Source organism: Pseudarthrobacter sp. O4 (assembly GCF_050157025.1).
In the GTDB taxonomy this organism is placed as follows: Bacteria; Actinomycetota; Actinomycetes; order Actinomycetales; family Micrococcaceae; genus Arthrobacter.
This window is the reverse complement of the sequence record NZ_CP189591.1, coordinates 1,466,734-1,483,810: the sequence shown is the minus strand read 5'-3', so window position 1 is coordinate 1,483,810 and position 17,077 is coordinate 1,466,734. Positions and strand designations below refer to the sequence as shown.

General features: G+C 64.1%; 17 protein-coding genes and 1 pseudogene. 7 read left to right on the top strand and 11 right to left on the bottom strand.

What is annotated here, in order from left to right:
• Positions 1-5: 5 nt before the first annotated feature.
• The 10 genes and pseudogenes from ACQCSU_RS06680 to ACQCSU_RS06635 form a co-directional block, all read right to left on the bottom strand.
• Complete coding sequence (locus ACQCSU_RS06680) at positions 6-941, bottom strand: type II secretion system F family protein (protein ID WP_426978960.1); 936 nt, start codon at positions 939-941, stop codon at positions 6-8.
• 7 nt (positions 942-948) lie between these two features.
• Entirely contained in the window at positions 949-2,298 is a 1,350-nt protein-coding gene (locus ACQCSU_RS06675; RefSeq protein WP_426979733.1) for a CpaF family protein, read from the bottom strand.
• A gap of 132 nt (positions 2,299-2,430) precedes the next feature.
• Entirely contained in the window at positions 2,431-3,633 is a 1,203-nt protein-coding gene (locus ACQCSU_RS06670) for an AAA family ATPase (protein WP_426978959.1), read from the bottom strand.
• Positions 3,630-4,397: a Flp pilus assembly protein CpaB gene (gene cpaB, locus ACQCSU_RS06665; RefSeq protein WP_426978958.1), complete on the bottom strand. Its 768-nt coding sequence runs from the start codon at positions 4,395-4,397 to the stop codon at positions 3,630-3,632. Before cpaB ends, ACQCSU_RS06670 begins: the two co-directional genes overlap by 4 nt.
• A gap of 40 nt (positions 4,398-4,437) precedes the next feature.
• Positions 4,438-5,478 (bottom strand): pilus assembly protein TadG-related protein, encoded by a 1,041-nt coding sequence (locus tag ACQCSU_RS06660; protein WP_426978957.1) that lies wholly within the window; start codon positions 5,476-5,478, stop codon positions 4,438-4,440.
• A complete protein-coding gene (locus tag ACQCSU_RS06655) occupies positions 5,466-5,840 on the bottom strand; it encodes a TadE/TadG family type IV pilus assembly protein (protein WP_426978956.1) in 375 nt (124 codons plus the stop codon). The genes ACQCSU_RS06660 and ACQCSU_RS06655 overlap by 13 nt, the downstream gene beginning before the upstream one ends.
• A 102-nt stretch (positions 5,841-5,942) precedes the next feature.
• Complete coding sequence (locus ACQCSU_RS06650; protein ID WP_426978955.1) at positions 5,943-6,170, bottom strand: Flp family type IVb pilin; 228 nt, start codon at positions 6,168-6,170, stop codon at positions 5,943-5,945.
• 65 nt (positions 6,171-6,235) lie between these two features.
• Positions 6,236-6,475: a Flp family type IVb pilin gene (locus ACQCSU_RS06645; RefSeq protein WP_426978953.1), complete on the bottom strand. Its 240-nt coding sequence runs from the start codon at positions 6,473-6,475 to the stop codon at positions 6,236-6,238.
• A gap of 190 nt (positions 6,476-6,665) precedes the next feature.
• Positions 6,666-7,130 (bottom strand): annotated as a pseudogene (locus ACQCSU_RS06640) (ATPase, T2SS/T4P/T4SS family); the annotation flags it as partial.
• 71 nt (positions 7,131-7,201) lie between these two features.
• A complete protein-coding gene (locus ACQCSU_RS06635; RefSeq protein ID WP_426978952.1) occupies positions 7,202-7,498 on the bottom strand; it encodes a hypothetical protein in 297 nt (98 codons plus the stop codon).
• A gap of 995 nt (positions 7,499-8,493) precedes the next feature.
• Between ACQCSU_RS06635 and ACQCSU_RS06630 the strand changes: the two genes are divergently transcribed.
• From ACQCSU_RS06630 to ACQCSU_RS06610, 5 genes are all read left to right on the top strand, one after another.
• Positions 8,494-9,465, top strand: coding sequence for an NAD-dependent epimerase/dehydratase family protein (locus tag ACQCSU_RS06630; RefSeq protein ID WP_426978951.1), 972 nt, complete (start codon positions 8,494-8,496; stop codon positions 9,463-9,465).
• A gap of 67 nt (positions 9,466-9,532) precedes the next feature.
• Entirely contained in the window at positions 9,533-10,852 is a 1,320-nt protein-coding gene (locus tag ACQCSU_RS06625; protein ID WP_426978950.1) for a UDP-glucose dehydrogenase family protein, read from the top strand.
• Positions 10,853-10,880: 28 nt separating this feature from the next.
• The gene (galE, locus tag ACQCSU_RS06620; protein WP_426978948.1) at positions 10,881-11,927 is read left to right on the top strand and encodes a UDP-glucose 4-epimerase GalE; all 1,047 of its coding nucleotides are present in this window, start codon (positions 10,881-10,883) and stop codon (positions 11,925-11,927) included.
• A complete protein-coding gene (locus ACQCSU_RS06615) occupies positions 11,924-13,699 on the top strand; it encodes a glycosyltransferase family 2 protein (protein WP_426978946.1) in 1,776 nt (591 codons plus the stop codon). Before galE ends, ACQCSU_RS06615 begins: the two co-directional genes overlap by 4 nt.
• A 21-nt stretch (positions 13,700-13,720) precedes the next feature.
• Complete coding sequence (locus ACQCSU_RS06610) at positions 13,721-14,917, top strand: glycoside hydrolase family 53 protein (RefSeq protein ID WP_426978945.1); 1,197 nt, start codon at positions 13,721-13,723, stop codon at positions 14,915-14,917.
• A gap of 91 nt (positions 14,918-15,008) precedes the next feature.
• Here the strand turns inward: ACQCSU_RS06610 and ACQCSU_RS06605 are convergent, their stop codons facing one another.
• On the bottom strand, positions 15,009-15,674 hold the full coding sequence (locus ACQCSU_RS06605) for a prepilin peptidase (RefSeq protein ID WP_426978944.1): 666 nt from the start codon (positions 15,672-15,674) through the stop codon (positions 15,009-15,011).
• Between the two features lie 295 nt (positions 15,675-15,969).
• On the opposite strand from ACQCSU_RS06605, the gene rplM reads away from it, so the two are divergent.
• The gene (gene rplM, locus ACQCSU_RS06600; RefSeq protein WP_015937805.1) at positions 15,970-16,413 is read left to right on the top strand and encodes a 50S ribosomal protein L13; all 444 of its coding nucleotides are present in this window, start codon (positions 15,970-15,972) and stop codon (positions 16,411-16,413) included.
• 36 nt (positions 16,414-16,449) lie between these two features.
• The gene (gene rpsI, locus ACQCSU_RS06595; RefSeq protein WP_282379850.1) at positions 16,450-16,956 is read left to right on the top strand and encodes a 30S ribosomal protein S9; all 507 of its coding nucleotides are present in this window, start codon (positions 16,450-16,452) and stop codon (positions 16,954-16,956) included.
• Positions 16,957-17,077 lie beyond the last annotated feature (121 nt).

The following is a 17,077-nucleotide window of genomic DNA, read 5'->3' as shown; positions in this document are numbered from 1 at the left end:
CTGCCTCAGAACTTCAGGTCGATGATCTTGCGCATCCACAGACCGCCGATCGTCATGAGGACGACCGACGCCGCAATCATGCCCCAGCCCAGGGGATGGGTGAACATGACGTTCATGTAGCCGGGATTGACCAGCATGAGCATGGCGACGATGCCGATCGGCATGGCCATCAGGATGTAGGCGGAGAACTTGCCCTCGGCCGCGAGCGACTTGATGTGCCCCTTGATCTCACTGCGCTCGCGGATGGTCTCGTTGACCTGGTCCAGGACCTCGGCGAGGTTGCCGCCCACCTCCCGATTGATCTGGATGGCCTGCGCTATCCAGGTGAAGTCCTCATTCCGCATCCGCTCGGCCGTGTCCGTCAGCGAGGCCAGCAGATCGCGGCCCAGGCTGGTTTCGGTGACCACCCGGCGCATTTCTTCCGACGTCGGGCTTTGCGATTCGGTGGCGGCCGCGTCAATGGCGCGCAGGATGCTGTGGCCTGCCCGCAGGCCGCCGGCGAGCAGCTGGAGCGTGTCGCCGAGCTGCTCATCGAACTTGCTCCGCCGTTTGCCCGCCAGAAAGCCGAGCACGAGGTGGCCGGCAAGCGGTGCCAGCAGAACGAGGAGGAGGGACAGCAAGGGTCCGGCGACAACCAGGCCTGCCAGCGCCCCTACGAACGCCCCGGCAGCCACCAGCACGAAGAAGTCGGCCTGGCTCAGACGCAGCCCTGCATTCTCGAGGGCGTCCCGGTTGAAGAGCCGGACCTTCCGTTGCGAGAAGAGTCCGTCCACCAGATGCACGGCAGAACCGGCGAACCGGGTGAGCTGCGAGTCGGGCTGGTTCTGGACGGGCCTTCGCCGGTCCAGCGGCACACTGGCCCCGCCCGGGACGATCAGAACGATCCCGAGCAGCAGCACCGCGGCGAAGAGCAGGCCTGCTCCAATCTGCAGGAGCGTCACGGCCGGCTCACAGCTTTCCGGCCGCGGTGAGGGGAGCCGCGAACACGCTGGGGGAGACGTGGATTCCGAGGTCCTCGAAGCGGTCGATGAACCGGGGGCGGATCCCGGTGGGGACCGGCTTGCCGAGGAAACGTCCATGGGCGTCAACGCCTGCGGAGTAGTCGAAGACGAAGGCGTCCTGGAGCGTGACGATGTCACCCTCCATGCCCTGGACTTCGGTGACGTGGGTGATCCGGCGGGTTCCATCACGGAGCCGGGAGATCTGGATAATCAGGTTCACCGCCGAGGCGATCTGCTCCCTGATGGCTCGCAAGGGCAAGTCCATACCCGCCATCAGGACCAGGGTCTCCAGGCGGGCGACGGCGTCGCGGGGCGAGTTCGAGTGCACCGTCGACAGCGAGCCGTCGTGGCCGGTATTCATAGCCTGCAGCATGTCCAGGGACTCTCCGCCGCGGACCTCACCCACCACAATCCGGTCCGGCCGCATGCGGAGCGAGTTCCGCAGCAGCTCGCGGATGGTGACCTCGCCCTTGCCCTCGGTGTTCGGGGGACGGCTTTCCAGCCGGACAACGTGCTGCTGCTGGATCTGGAGTTCCACGGCGTCCTCGATCGTCACGATCCGCTCCGTGTCCGGCAGGAAGGACGAGAGCACGTTCAGCAACGTCGTCTTTCCGGTCCCGGTACCGCCGGACACGATGATGTTCAACTTCGCCCGGACGCAGGCGTTCAGCAATTCGGCCATTTCCGGGGTCAGCGTGCCGAACTCGATCAGGTTCCGGACCGTCAGCGGCACCTTGCTGAACTTTCGGATGGTCAGTGAGGAACCCCCCACGGCGAGCGGGGGAATGACGGCATTGACGCGGGAACCGTCCTCGAGCCGCGCGTCCACCAGCGGGGATGACTCATCGATCCGGCGTCCCACCTTGGAGACAATGCGCTCGATCACCTTGCGCAGGTGGTCTTCGGAGCTGAAACGTGAACCGGTCAGCGTCAGTTTGCCTTGCCGTTCCACATAGATCTGGTCCATCCGGTTGACCATGATCTCGGTGACCGCAGGATCGTCCAGCAGCCGCTGCAACGGGCCGTAGCCTAGCACGTCGTCGGCCACGTCGCGGACGAGGCGGGAACGCTCCTCGGCGGAGAGCGGGACCTGCTCGGCGTCGATAATCCGGGTGAGTTCCTCCCGGGCCGAGGAGCGAAGTTCGTCTTCCTTGACGGCTGAATCGTTGAAGCGGGCGCCCATGCGTTCAAACAGGGCAGTCGCCGCTCGTTGCTTCAGGGCGGCGAAGGCATCGACCGGATGCTGCGTCTTTGACCGCTGCACATCCTGGGGGTCCGCGAAGCCGGCGTGGGGCACTGGAACGGTCGGTTCGACGACGACGGCGGCCGGCGGTGCCGCCGTCGGCCCGCTGCTACGGGACGTGGAAACGGCCGGTGGGGAGTCGGCGGGAGCTCCTTCGGCAGTACGGAGACGTTCGGAAAGCTTCACTTAGACCACCACCCGGCGGTGGAGCTTCTTCTGGGCCGTGGCGCGCCAGGCGGGGTCGAACCGTGCCACGAGCTGCCGGAGTCCTTTGACGGCGGGGTCCCTGCGTCCGTCCTGGAGCACCGGGATCCCGCGGTTGGTCGAGAACGCCACGGCTTTGGACCGGGGGATGCTGATATCCACCGGCGCGCCGATGGTCGCTTCAACGTCCTGGACGCTCAGCCCGGATTTGGAGTCGGCCATGTTCAGCACGACGTGCCGGGTCTCCGGCAGCAGATCCAGCCTGCGCAGGATATTGAGCCCGGACCGGAGCCCCCGGATGCTGGGAACGTCCATGGCGGTCACCCAGACCACGTCCGTGCATTGCTCCAGCGCTGCCAGCCCGATCTCCGGCAGCCCGGGTGCGGTGTCCACGATGACGTACTGGAACTGTTCCGCTAGCTGCTCGAGTAGCCGGCTGACCTGGTGCGGAGTGATGTTATCTGCTTCCTCCGGGGTCCTTGGAGCGCACAGGGCGTAGATGCTCCCCGGGTGGACGGTCAGGAACGCCTTGAGGACCAAGGAGTCCTGGCTCGCCGAGGCGGATACGGCATCCGTCACGGTGTGCTCCGGGTCGAGGTAGAGCCCGGACGCCACGTCCCCGAACTGGAGGTCCAGGTCCACAATGACCACACTCATCGGCGCCACTTTGCCCAGTCCGATGGCGATGTTGGTGGCAATCGTGGTCTTACCGACGCCGCCCTTGGGGGAGAAGACGCCGATGACCAGGCCTTTGCGGCCCTCCGGGTTCTTGTCCGCGCTGCTGGTGTTGGTGTTGCGGTTGCGGCTGGCAAAGGACTGGCAGGCGCGTTCCAGGAGCACCCGGATCTGCGCCGGGTCAGCGGCCGGGCTGAGGATGTCCCGGATGCCGGCACGCATGGCGAGCAGGACGAAGGCCGGATCCGCCTCGCCGACGAGGATGACGCTCAGCTCGGGCAGTTGCACGTCGAAGACTGTGGCGAGCCGCAGGGCGTCCTCCATCGGAATGTCAGGGCCCAGGATCAGCACCTCGGGACGTTCCTGGTTCAGGTTTGTGAACAGCTCGCCGGGATCGGCGGGATTGACGAACGCGAATGTCTGCAGACCGCCCGGGAGCCCGCCGGCCAGGGCTTGGCGGACCCGGGAATCGAAGTCGGTGTTGGGGGTGATGAGTACGAAGCGGCTCACTTGTAGACCTCCGGTTTCGTCATGATTCCAGGGCGCCCGGCGTCCGTCGCGTCGAGCGGCTCCTTGCTCAGCCAGATGCTGGCGTATTCCGACGCGTAGACAATTTTTGTGGCGTCAACATCGTTGACTGCGACCGTTAGCAGCAAGGATCCGGTGGGAAGCGAGGTGTCTTCGGCGGGTGCAGTGGTGCCGTCCGTTGAGGGCTGGGAAGCCGGGGTAGCCACGGGGGCGCGCTGCACCGCGGTCACCAAGACCTTGTGGATGGTCAGCTGCGTCGTTTCCTTCTCCGGCTTGGCTTCGAGCCCGCCGCCCTTCAAGGAAATGAAGATGCCGATGTGGTCACCTGCTACCAGCCGGCCACCAACAACGCGCTGGGGCTCCAGCTGGAAGGAGATTTCCTGCAGCCCCTTGGGCAGCTCCACGGATCCGCTCGCCTTGAGTTCCTCCGGCGCGATCAGCCGTTCCGTCAGCAGCTGTTCGCCCGGCAGCAGTTCGACGGCGGTGACTTTGCCGGCCAGGCCGTCGAGGCTTTTGACCGCGGACTTTGCGGCCGCGGTGCCGGGGAGCTTCTCGGTGGCGAGGAACGGCTGGAGGCTCTCCACGGAGGTTCCAGCAGGCACGGCCTTGGCCACCACCAGGACGTCCACCGGGTCGAGGCTCTGCACCGCCCGGGTGTCGGCTCCTTGCGCGTAGCTGACTACCAGGACCGCCCCGAGGATAGCCAATACGAGGGCGGCTATCCCTGCCAATAAGCGTGACTTCAAAGACTGCTCCTGAACGTATGAGTGAACGACATGCTGAAAACTATTGGACGAGGCGCACTATGTCGGTGCCGAAGTCCTCGGTGGTCACTCCGAAGGTGTAGCCATCTGCCAGCGACACGTACTCGATGAAGCTGCCGATGATCCCACGGCAGTTGTTGGTGCAAGCAACGGAACTCGGCACAAAGGCATTCGTGTTCTGGAACGATGTCGGAAGTTCGTCGTTGCCACTGAATTTCCAGCCCTTGACTTTGAACGCGGCGAAGGACACGAGCTTGTAGCTGGCGCCGGCCCCGGTTCCGGTCACCTTGTTGAAGACCGGCAACAGGGCAGTAACATCCTTGCCGGCCGTGATGTCGGCCGCCCACTTGAGCAGGGTACTGTCGCATACTCCGGGGTAGCTGTTGCCAGGGGCATTGCTGGCGTCCCCGGCGTTGATGTTGATCAGGCCTCCGCATACACCTGGATTGCTCGCGAGCCAGCCGAATCCGCCTGGAACGGCGGCCCCAGAGGGTCCATACATACAATCGGGATTTGCGTCGTCGCCGTGGCTCTGCAGCTGCTGCAGGTCGCCGTCGACGTGGTACTTGACCTGGCAAATGGAGAAGGCGAGGGGAAACGGCAATGGGCCCGCCACCGGCCGGCCCCAGTGCACGCTGGCGCCGGCGGTGACCTCCGCATCATTGAGGCCAAACACTCGCGCGAAAAACAGCGAGACCCTGTTGGGTTCCTTGCCTGCCTCCTGGGCGCCGGCCGTGACCGTGACGGTGCCGGCAGCCTTGTCCAGGACCAGCGAGGAGATATTGCTTTTCCCGTCGCCGGCATTGCTACTGGCCAGGTCGCGGGCTAGCGCCGACGTTGTGGAGCAGTCCGCGTCGTTGAGGTTGCGCGCACACTTCTGGGCGATGGCGAAGGCTGCTGAGTCAGCCCCATTGCGGAGCTGGGTCCGCTCGGCGTACAGCATGCCGACGTCGACGGCCAGTGCCGTGAAACCCAGTAGGGTCACCATCAGGATCGCCACCAGGACACTGATGGCTCCGCGCTCGCCGGGCCCCTCCCGGGGCGACCTTTTCAACCGTTGCACAGCATCACCCCCTTGCCTTCCATGGCAAACGGACCTGCGATGCCTGTCAGGGTGGACAGGTTGTAGGCGATCTTGAGTGTCATCTGGGCGCCGGGGGCGCATGTTGAGGGGCTGAACGTGATGTTGGCGTCGCTTAGCGCGGGTTGCAGCGAAACGGCTGCGTTCTTGGCCGCAGTTCGGGCGGCGGTTGGGTTGTTCCCGATCGCCATGACACGGACGCCTTCGCGGGCGGCGCTGGAAAGGGAGATCTGCACGTTGTATGCCCGGCCGAATTCCGTGATGCCCAGCAGCAGCATCACCAGGACGGGCGCGAGGAGAGCGAACTCCACCGCGACGGCGCCCCGTTCAGAGGTCGAGGACATAGGGTACCGCCTTCCTGGTTAGCTCTTCGACGGCGCCTGAAAAGTCTGGGTTGGGAAAGGTCGAAGCCTTCCCCAACCCAGTCCTATCGATCTCGGATGGTGTTACTGCGAGCAGCTGCCGTCTGCAGGGCTCGCGCCTGCCGTGTACACGCCGCCCTTTACGCTGCAGGACACGTTCTTGAATGTCTCGTTCAGTCCTCCACCGAGTGCCGTCACGGCGATGATGATCACGACGGCGATGAGGGAGACCATGATTCCGTATTCGACGGCGGTGGCGCCGCGCTGGTCGCGGCGAAGACGGACTGAAAGGCGGCTGAAAAAGGAACGCATGGGGACTCCTGAGTGTGGTGGGCAGCTGCTCTACGACAACGGTGAGATGAACGTGGGCTGGCCTGCTACGTGCACCTCGGCTGGAGGACGGGAGTGACTCCCGCGGCCGTGCCTGCAGCAAAGGTTTTGCCCGTGACCGAGCACTGTGCTTTGACGAAGGTCTCGTTCAAACCCCCGCCAAGTGCGGTGACTGCGATGATGATTACGACGGCGATGAGCGAAACCATGATGCCGTATTCGACGGCGGTGGCACCGCGCTGGTCACGGCGAAGACGGGCTGCGAGACTGGAGAAAAACGAACGCATTGGGACTCCTGAGCGAGTTCGGCGGCTGGCCCTGCACCAGCACTGAATGGAACTTAGCAATCACCGACACGCCGACGATTCGACTTTGACGCATCTTGTGCTAAGGCTTTCCAAACTGCACATTTCCTGTGCGTTCCCTGCGTGGATCCTGCGCATCACCCTTTTGCACGGCGACTGCCAAGGCCATTTATTAGCGAAGACTCCGGAAGCACGGCGACCGCCCCCTGGCGGGTTGTGCGCCGAATACAGTTGCCGAAATCGGGATACCGAGTTCGGCAAAGCGATCCGTGAAGCGCGGCCGGACGCCACTAGGCACCGGTTTCCCGAGGAACCGCCCGCTCGCGTCGACTCCGAGGGTATCGGGCCGGGCGATGGCGTCCCGGGGCGAGTTGGCGTGCACCGTAGAGATGGAGCGGTCGTGGCGGGTAATCATGGCCTGCAGCATGTCCAGGCACTCGCCGCCGCGGACTTCGCCCACCACGATCCTGTCCGATCGCATTCGCAGCGAGTTCCGCACGAGGTCCCTGATGGAGACCTCGCCCTTGCCCTCGATGTTCTGCGGCGGGTCTCGAGCCGCACGACATGGTCCTGGGGGAGCTGTAGTTCGACTGCATTCCTCGATCGTGACGATACCGTCCGTGGCCGGGATGAATGAAACCCGCTACCCCGGCATCGGACTCATCCTGCGCTACGAAATCAAATACCTCACGTGACACCCCACACGGATTACCTCACCTTGTCAGGAGCCCTGGAGCCGGCCTTCGCCGAAGCGGTTCCGCCCGTAGGGGTTCCGCGCGAACACGTGTCTGCGGGCGCCGCCGCGCGCAGGATGACCAGCGCCTCGACGTCGATCAGCCTTCGGGCGCCGGTCCTCGAGTCCACGATCCAGAACAAATCGATGGACGCCACCGTCTGGGAGACTCGTCCCCGGTGGAAGAGCTTGCCGTTGTGCCATGCCTCGATCTCGTCCCCGACTGACAGCTCTGAGCTCGAATGGACCTGCCGGGCCTCCTCTGCAGCCATGGCTGCTCCTTCCCCGCGTTCCAGCTGTTCCGTTATCCGCCTCCAGCCTGCATCCGGAACATTTCGGCGGCATTTCCGCGCGGTGATTTCCTTGTGTCGCCAGCCCGGGCCGGACTGCCATGATGTGTGAAGCGACCTGGAGGAGAACCATGACGGAGCACCATTACGACGGAGGCAGGGACGAAAGCACAGCGGCGCAGCTGTGGGATGAGAGGTACAGCAGCCGCGCGAAGGTGTGGAGCGGACGGCCGGATCCGCAACTGCTGGTCGAGGCGTCCGAGCTGCCGCCGGGCCGCGGCCCATGCCCGGGGGAGGGATCAGGCCGGAAAGATCGAGTGGGTGTGGCAGGATCTTGCCACGTGGGTGCCGGAACGGCTGTACGAGCTGGTCACCGCCCAGTTCCTGCACTCGACGCTGATGCCGTGCTGCGAGCCACCCGCTTGGAAGCGCACTGACCGCAGCGCATCCGAAGCGCCCACTAAGCCCCCAACCAGCTGACAATAGTTGAAGTTTGGCGCGGGCGGTTCGGGCACCCAAACCGGCAACAATTGCGAGTCGCTTGGGCGGCATGATGACCCTCAGGGAGTTATCCCGTACCCCAAATTACCGCCGTACGATTCGGCCGGAATGGCCTTTTTTGCTGCTCTCATTTCGGCCTCGCAAGGTTCGGGAAGCGTCCACCGGACGAGAAACGTCCGAGTAGTTTCCCGCGCGCGGTGCCAAAAAAGCAGGTATTCACCACCCGTGTGCCCCTCTGCCACTGCAACGTAGCTTGACGGTAGGCAGCCGGCCAAAGTCGTTGGGGCAGTACAAAGACCTGCAGCTTCCCTCCTACAATTCGGTCTCGATTCATTTCCGGGACGTCCTGCGTATTGTCTACGCCGGATGCTGCAACACGTCTAAATGACTTATTCCAGACTGTTGTAAGGGGTACCATGCGTGCTTTAGTAACGGGCGGGGCCGGGTTTCTTGGCTCCCATTTATGCGAAGCGTTATTGGAACGCGGGGATTCGGTAGTTTGCGCCGACAACCTGTCGACCGGTCGCCGCAACAATATCGCCGCCTTTTCGAATCATCCGCGGTTCACGTTTATGCGCACCGACGTCAGCACGTCGCTGCGGGTGCGGGGACCGGTGGATGTGGTTGCCCACCTGGCCAGCCCCGCTTCGCCGCCTGACTACCATCGCCTGCCGCTCGAGACCCTCGCCGTGGGCAGCAGGGGCACCGAGAATGCCCTGAAACTTGCCGCATTAAAGGGCGCACGCTTTGTCCTTGCCTCCACCAGCGAGGTGTACGGCGATCCGATTGTCCATCCCCAGACGGAGAGCTACTGGGGCAACGTCAGTTCAGTGGGGCCGCGCAGCGTCTACGACGAAGCCAAACGCTTTGCCGAAGCCATTTCCATGGCCTATGCCCGCAGCCTTGGCGTAAATGTCGGGATTGTCCGGATTTTCAATACCTTCGGCCCCCGGATGCGCGCCGAGGACGGCCGGGTGGTCTCGAGCTTCGTAGCCCAGGCGCTGAACGATGATCCGCTGACGATCTACGGCGACGGCCTGCAGACACGAAGCTTCTGCTTCGTCGACGACCTCGTGCGCGGAATCGTGGCGATGATCGACAGCCGCGAAACCGGACCGATCAATCTGGGCAATCCGGTGGAACGCACCATGCTCGAACTGGCGGAGCTCGTCCTGGAGTTCACCGGCTCGCGGTCCAAGATCGAGTTCCATCAGTTGCCCGCGGATGATCCGACCCGGCGGCGGCCGGATATCAGCCTTGCCCAGGACCTGCTGGGATGGCGCCCCAGGGTCTCAACCGAAGAGGGACTGCATCGCACCGTCGACTACTTCCGGTCCCATCAGGGGGAAGTCTCGGCAGCCGCCGGCAGCATCGCCGGCGCCCAGTTCGAGGGCAACCGCTCGAACGTATCGCGGCAGAACACCCCGGCCATGGCCCGGTTGGCCTGACCACACCCACAGTTCTCCAGGCTGCCTGGACCATCAGGCCAGCAGTCGCCATCTGAAGGAGGCCAGCATGCGCATCACCGTTATTGGAACAGGGTATCTCGGGGCAGTCCACGCCGCAGGCATGGCTGAGCTGGGACACGACGTCCTCGGAGTGGACGTCGACGCCGACAAGATCGAAAGTCTGTCCCGCGGCCACGCCCCGTTTTTCGAACCAGGATTCCCCGAGCTTCTCCGCAATAACATTGCGGCCGGCCGGTTGAAGTTCTCCACCTCTTTGAAGGAGGCCGCTGAATTCGGCGACGTCCACTTCATCTGCGTCGGCACGCCGCAACGTCCCGGATCGACCGCAGCAGACATGAAATACGTCGACGCCGTCATCGAGGGTTTGGTGCCCAACCTCAACCGCGCGTCCCTGATCGTCGGCAAATCAACCGTTCCGGTGGGGACGGCGGCACGGCTTTCCACCATGGTTGCCGGACTTGCGCCGGTTGGTGCCAAGGTCGAGGTCGCCTGGAACCCCGAATTCCTCCGCGAAGGCTTCGCCGTTAATGACACCCTGCATCCGGACCGGCTGGTGGTCGGAGTCACTTCTGCCGAGGCCGATGACACGCTTCGTGAGGTGTACAGGACCATTCTCGAGGCCGGGACGCCCTACATATCCACGGATGTGGCCACCGCCGAGCTTGTCAAGGTCTCTGCCAACGCCTTCCTCGCCACGAAGATCTCGTTCATCAACGCCATCTCCGAAATCTGCGAGGCCGTCGGGGCTGACATCATGCCGCTGGCCGCCGCGCTCGGCCATGATGCCCGGATCGGAAACCGCTTTCTGTCACCCGGCCTGGGCTTCGGCGGCGGATGCCTGCCCAAGGACATCCGGGCCTTCCTTGCCCGGGCGGAAGAACTCGGCATCGAGGAGTCGCTCACCTTCCTCAGGAATGTAGACTCCATCAACGTCAACCGCCGCCAACGCGCCGTCAACCTTGCCCGGGACATGCTCGGCGGCTCTTTGGAGAACAAGAGAATTGCCGTGCTGGGCGCAGCCTTCAAACCAAACAGCGACGACGTGCGGGACTCACCGGCGCTGTGCGTGGCAAATGCGCTGCAGAGCCAGGGGGCAAACGTCCGGGTCCACGACCCCGAGGCCGTAGAGAACGCACGTGCCAGCTATCCGGGCCTGAACTACACCACCGAAGTGGACAAGGCCTTCGAAGGGGCCCAACTCACCGTGCATCTCACGGAATGGCAGGAGTACCGTCAGCTTGACCTCGCGCACCTGTCCACCCTGGTAACGAGTCCCTGCATCCTCGATGCCCGGAACACACTGGACATCGACCACTGGCGTGCTGCCGGCTGGACCGTCCGCGCCATGGGCCGGCCCACGCGGTGAATGACGCCCACGGAGGAGGCGAACCATCATGACAAAACCCATTGCTTTGGTGACCGGCGGTGCCGGATTCATCGGAAGTCACTGCTGCCTGGACCTTCTCCTCAACGGCTACGACGTCGTTGTGGTCGACAACCTCGTCAACAGCTCTGCAGCCGCCGTCGACCGTGTTGAGCGGATAAGCGGCAGCGACGTGGCCTTCTACGAAATCGACATTGCCGACCAAGCCGCCCTAGGCACTGTCTTCGAGAATCACGACGTCGACGTGGTGGTCCATTTCGCCGCGTACAAAGCGGTCGGCGATTCCATGAACCGGCCACTGGAGTACTACGGCAACAACCTCACGGGCTTGCTGAGCCTGCTGAACGCCATGCGGAATGCGGAGGTAAAGCACCTGATCTTCTCCTCCTCCTGTTCCATCTATGGGGACGCCACCGAACGTCCCATCACGGAAGGTTCGCCCCCGCGTCCGACCAATCCCTATGCCCAGAGCAAATGGATGTCGGAGCAAATCCTGGCCGATATCTGCGCCCGCTACCCGGACTGGTCCGTGACAGCGCTGCGCTACTTCAACCCTGCGGGCGCCCATGAGAGCGGGGAGATCGGCGAGGATCCCAGCGGGATGCCGGGCAACGTCGTCCCCTACCTCACCCAGCTCGCAGCCGGACGGCATGAAGAACTCAAGATTTTTGGTTCCGACTACCCCACGCCGGACGGAACAGCTGTCCGGGACTACATCCACGTGATGGACGTCGTCGAAGGGCACCGACTGGCGCTCGAAACCGGCCCGGTCCCCGGGTTCCGCCGCTACAACCTGGGCACGGGCGTGGGCACGTCCGTGCTGGAACTTGTCCGGGAATTCGCCGCTGTCATCGGGCGTCCGATTCCCTACCGGCTGGCCGATCGGAGGCCGGGCGACGTCCCCGCGCTGATCGCCTCGCCGGACCTCGCCCACGCCGAACTCGGTTGGACCGCTCGCCGGAATCTCACCGATATGTGCCAGGACGCCTGGCGGTTCCAGCAAATGCATCCCCTCGGCTACGAGGGCCTGATAACCACCATGGGGAGCTCGCGATGACCAGCAATCTGATTGGCAGCCGTGACCGGACCACGCAACGGTTCCTGACCTCCACAGAAACGGCGAAGGTATTCACGCCCGGACAGCAGCTCCAGTACGCGGGACTGGTGGTTGCCTGGGTCCTCCTGAGTGGCTACTTCTGGCTCTGGTGGCTGCACCCGGGGCACTTTGGAAACCCGCTGCTCTTCACGCTCGTCTCCGGGGCGCTCTTCTACGGGCTGACACTGCTCCCCTCGATCTACCTCTTCTATCTGGGGTACATGCGCAGGCCCGTCCCGGTCGGCGTCGATGAGGTTCCCGCCGGTCAGATTGGCAAGGTGGCGGTGGTGACCCTGACGGTGCCAGGATCTGAATCCCTCAGCATCGTCCGCAGGCAGATGCTGGCGATGCGCGGCATCACCTATCCGCACGACAGCTGGATCCTGGTGGACAAGGAACCCTCGCCGGCCATCGAAAAGATGGCCCGCGAGCTCGGTGTCTCCTACTTTTCCCGGCATGACGAGCGGGCCTGGGGTGCGGACGGCGTTGAAGCCTGGAACCAGGCCGCGCCGCCCTTCCAGACCAAAACCAAAGCCGGCAACGTGAACGCGTGGCTCGACAGATACGGCGCCGGCTACACGCACTTCACGCAGCTGGACATCGACCACGTTCCCGCCCCCAACTATCTGGACCGGGTCCTTGGCTACTTCCGAAACAGGCGTGTGGCCTGGGTCCAGGCCCCCAGCGTCTACGGGAACCACGAGCACTGGACGGCGAGGGGCTCCGCGGAACAGGAACTGGTGCTCCAGGGACCGCTCCAGATGGGATTCTTCGGGTTCTGCCGGACCCCCTTCATCATCGGCAGCCACTGCACGTACGACATGCAGGCCATCCGGGGCATCGGCGGATTCCAGCCGACGAGGGCCGAAGACCACCTCGACACGGTCGTCCTCGCTTCCAAAGGCTACGAAGGGGTCTTCCTGCCGGAGGTCATCGCCGTCGGGGACGGGCCGGAGAACTTCAGCTCGTACTGCGCCCAGCAGTTCGCCTGGGCCTATTCAATGATCCAGGTCCTCTTCACCTTCACTCCGCGGCTCATCCGGAAGTATTCGCCACGCCAGGCGCTGCAGTTCCTGTTCGTCCAGACCTGGTACGCCGCATGGTCGCTGACGACGCTCCTGCTGTTCTTCGCTCCGCTGATCTCGCTGGCCGTGGACGCCCCCATCTCACGGGTGGGATTCATCGATTTCTTCCTCCACAGCGTGCCGGTTGCCAGCACCGCAACGGGCATCTGGCTGTGGAGCCTCCGCTGGCAACACCCCAGAGGTCTCTGGCTCAGCTGGCGGGGGGTGGTGCTACACGTATCGCGGTGGGTTACAGTCCTCAACGCGTTCATTCAGGTCATCCTGCGCGTCAAGAAGCCTTACATGATCACGGTCAAGGGCATGACCGAGGCCGGGATTCCCCGTTTCCGGTTTGCCCAGCTGGCACCGTACTTCCTCCTGGTCCTTGCCTCGCTTGCAGCCTGCTGGTTCTTCATCGCCCGGGTGGGGCACAGCCCGAACCAAGGCATGATGTTCTTCGCCCTACAGGGTGCCCTGCTGTTCTGCCTCCTCATCGTCGTCGTCGTGGCCCAGGACCTCCGCACCCTGAGCAACGCGGGCGTCGCCTGGAGCCGCACGGTCCGGGCACGGGTCGCGCCCCTGGCCGCATCCGGCTCGCTCATTCTGCTGTTCCTCGTCACGGCTATCGCGGCGGCCGGCCCTATCTGGCAGGCTGTGACCAGCGCATGAACGGAACCTAGCCGGGGGCTCATGACAGGTACAGAGTTGACTATCCGCGGGCGCGCATCCTCGTTCCGCTCTTCGCGCTGGCGAGTAAAGCTGCTCCTGGCCCTCTCCGGAGTGCTTGCGGTGGCGCTGGTCGGGGCGGCCATAAACCACCCCATCCCTTCGCCAACGCTCAGGATCCGCGGCGCAGACATCTCCTTCACGCTGCAGGAAGAAGCTATCCGGCAGTTTGTCAGCGACAACGGCCGGGAAGCTCCCATGGAGCAGATCCTGGCGAGCCACGGATCGAACTTCGTCCGGCTCAGGCTGTGGGTGAACCCTGCGCCCGGTACGAGCGACTTGAAATCCGCCCTGGCACTCGCCCGCCGGGCGCATGCCGCCGGGCTCAAGTTACTCCTGGATTTTCACTATTCGGATTCCTGGGCGGACCGGACCACCCAACAACCCCCCGCAGCATGGCAGGGACTCAGCCAGGAAGAGCTGGCCTCCACCGTGGAGCGCTACACGCGCGGGGCGGTGGGTGACTTCGCCCGGCAAGGCACCCCTGCCGACATCGTCCAGATCGGCAACGAGATCACCCGCGGGTTGCTCTGGCCATACGGTCAGATCTACTCGCCGGCCGGTGAAAACTGGGCGGGGGCCAGCCAGTTGATAAACGCCGGGGCCAAGGGTGCCAGGGACGGAAATCCTGCCCAGACGCCCCTGATCATGATCCACAGCGACACCGGGGGCGACCAAGACGCCTCCGTCCACTTCTACGACCAGCTCCAGCAGCACGGCGTCAGCTTCGATCTGATCGGCCTGACGTACTATCCGTTCTGGAACGGTTCCCTCGCTGACCTGGACCGCAACCTCCGCGCTCTCGCCTATCGATACGGCAAAGACATCATTTTGGCGGAGACGGCATACCCATGGACGCTCTCCAGCAGCGGGAACGTCCCAAGCGTTGTCTCGACAAACGAGGCGCTGCCTGACGCCACGGCCTACCCGCCGACCCCGCAGGGACAAGCGAAGTTCTTCGCGGCGCTCAACAGCGTCCTTCGCGGAGTGCCGAACGGGCACGGCGCGGGGTACTTCATCTGGGAGCCGGGCTGGCTGCCCGGTGTAGGCGCGGATGCCCGGACCGGCAACGCCCACAGCAACCTCACCCTGTTCGACTGGCGGGGCCATGGCCTCCCGGCCCTCGACGCCTTCAGGCCCACGGGAAAGGCCGGCGGATGATCCGTCGTCGCACGCCGAATCAACTACGGCCGGAGTGCCTCCAGGGCCGGCCAGCTTGCAATTGGTGCCGCCGCGCAGGGCGCAGCCCGAGCTATGGAAGCAGCAGAATCGCGGCGAGGCCGGCCGCCAGCATGGACGGGCCGTAGGCGACTTCCTGTGGCTTGTTTCCGCGGTTTTTCAGCACGAGCACCAGCGCGGCGATGCCGCCCGCCACGAAGCCCAGGGCCGCTCCGTAGAACAGCTGTGACCAGCCTAGGTAGCCTAAGTACAGCCCGAGGGGTGCTGCGAGCTTCACATCGCCCATTCCGAGACCGTTTCGGCTGGTCAGGGCCATGAAGAGGTACAAAGCGAACAATATTACGGCGCCGGCCACGCCCCGCAGCAGGTTTTCCGAAGCTCCGTGTGCACCGGCGGAGACCGTCAGCAGGACCAATCCCGCCCCCAGCAGCGGCAGGACGAGCCGGTCGGGCAGCAGATGGTGGACAACATCGATCCGGGACAACTGCACGCCGGTGACTACCAGGACCAGATAAGCCGCCAGCTCCGGAGAGGCGCCAAAACGCCACGCGAGCAATGCGGACAGTACAAAGGTGACGGCCGCCGTCGTGATTCTCAGCGGGGTGGACGGTGTGCCCGCCAGCTGGGGCAGGATGCGGCGGATGAGGAGTTCGGCCAGCAGCCCCAGGCACAGTCCGGCGGCTCCGACTGCTATCAGGAGCAGCGTGGTCGCGGAACCTGTTACTACGGGATCGGACACAGTACCTCCAGGGATGCGGCGGGCCGGCGGCGGGCGGGATGCATCCGGACACCCCATTTTGACCCAGCCGCCCGACTTCCGCTATTCTTGGTAGTCGTTGTGCGTGTCCTTTCTCGATGATGCGTGTCCGCTTGAGAATCCGGTTGCAGGATAGCTACTCAACGTACACATTCGAGACCTCAGGATGACTGGTTACATAGAGCCCTCACCTCTGTTCCGGTAGCGCATAGATAGTAGGTTCACCTCCGCGTGACGCCTAAAACAAGAACGCCAGAACAAGAACGAGGCAAACACCGTGCGTACGTACACCCCGAAGCCCGGCGATATCAACCGCCAGTGGCACGTCATTGACGCCACAGACGTTGTCCTTGGTCGTCTCGCGAGCCAGACCGCAATCCTGCTGCGCGGCAAGCACAAGGCCACCTTTGCGTCCCACATGGACATGGGCGACTTCGTCATCATCATCAACGCTGAAAAGGTTGCCCTCACCGGCGCCAAGCTGGAGCAGAAGCGCGCATACCGCCACTCCGGCTACCCGGGCGGCCTGACCTCAGTCAACTACGCAGAGCTGCTGGAATCCAATCCGGTCCGCGCTGTGGAGAAGGCCATCAAGGGCATGCTCCCCAAGAACTCCCTCGCTGCACAGCAGCTGGGCAAGCTGAAGGTCTACCGCGGTGCAGAGCACCCGCACGCCGCTCAGCAGCCCAAGACTTTCGAAATCACCCAGGTCGCCCAGTAGTCCTGGCCACCAACCAACTTTTAATCAAGGAGAATCGTGGCTCAGAACGAAGAGACCACCGAGGCCGTCGTGGCTGAGGAAAACCTGACCAGCTACACCTCGGAAAGCGGTCCTGCGGAAGCAGAAGCGCCCAAGAAGGAACGCCCGGCACTGACCGTCGCCGGCGCGGCAGTTGGCCGTCGCAAGGAAGCCGTCGCACGCGTCCGCATCGTGCCCGGTACCGGCAAGTGGATCATCAACGGCCGCGAACTGGCCAACTACTTCCCGAACAAGCTGCACCAGCAGGATGTCAACGAACCCTTCAAGATCCTCGATCTTGATGGCGCCTACGACGTCATTGCCCGCATCCACGGTGGCGGCATTTCCGGCCAGGCCGGTGCCCTGCGCCTCGGCATCGCCCGTTCACTGAACGAGATCGACACCGAGAACAACCGCGCCACCCTGAAGAAGGCCGGCTACCTCCGCCGCGACGCACGCGTCATCGAGCGTAAGAAGGCTGGTCTCAAGAAGGCCCGCAAGGCCCAGCAGTACTCCAAGCGCTAAAAAACGCCTGCCCAGCAGGTGGCCGCTGACGCGACCGCTTGCACGAAAGCCCGTTCCGCCCCTTGTGGCGGGGCGGGCTTTCGCCTTTTAAGCCGCCCACTTGGTCCCCCGGACGGACCCC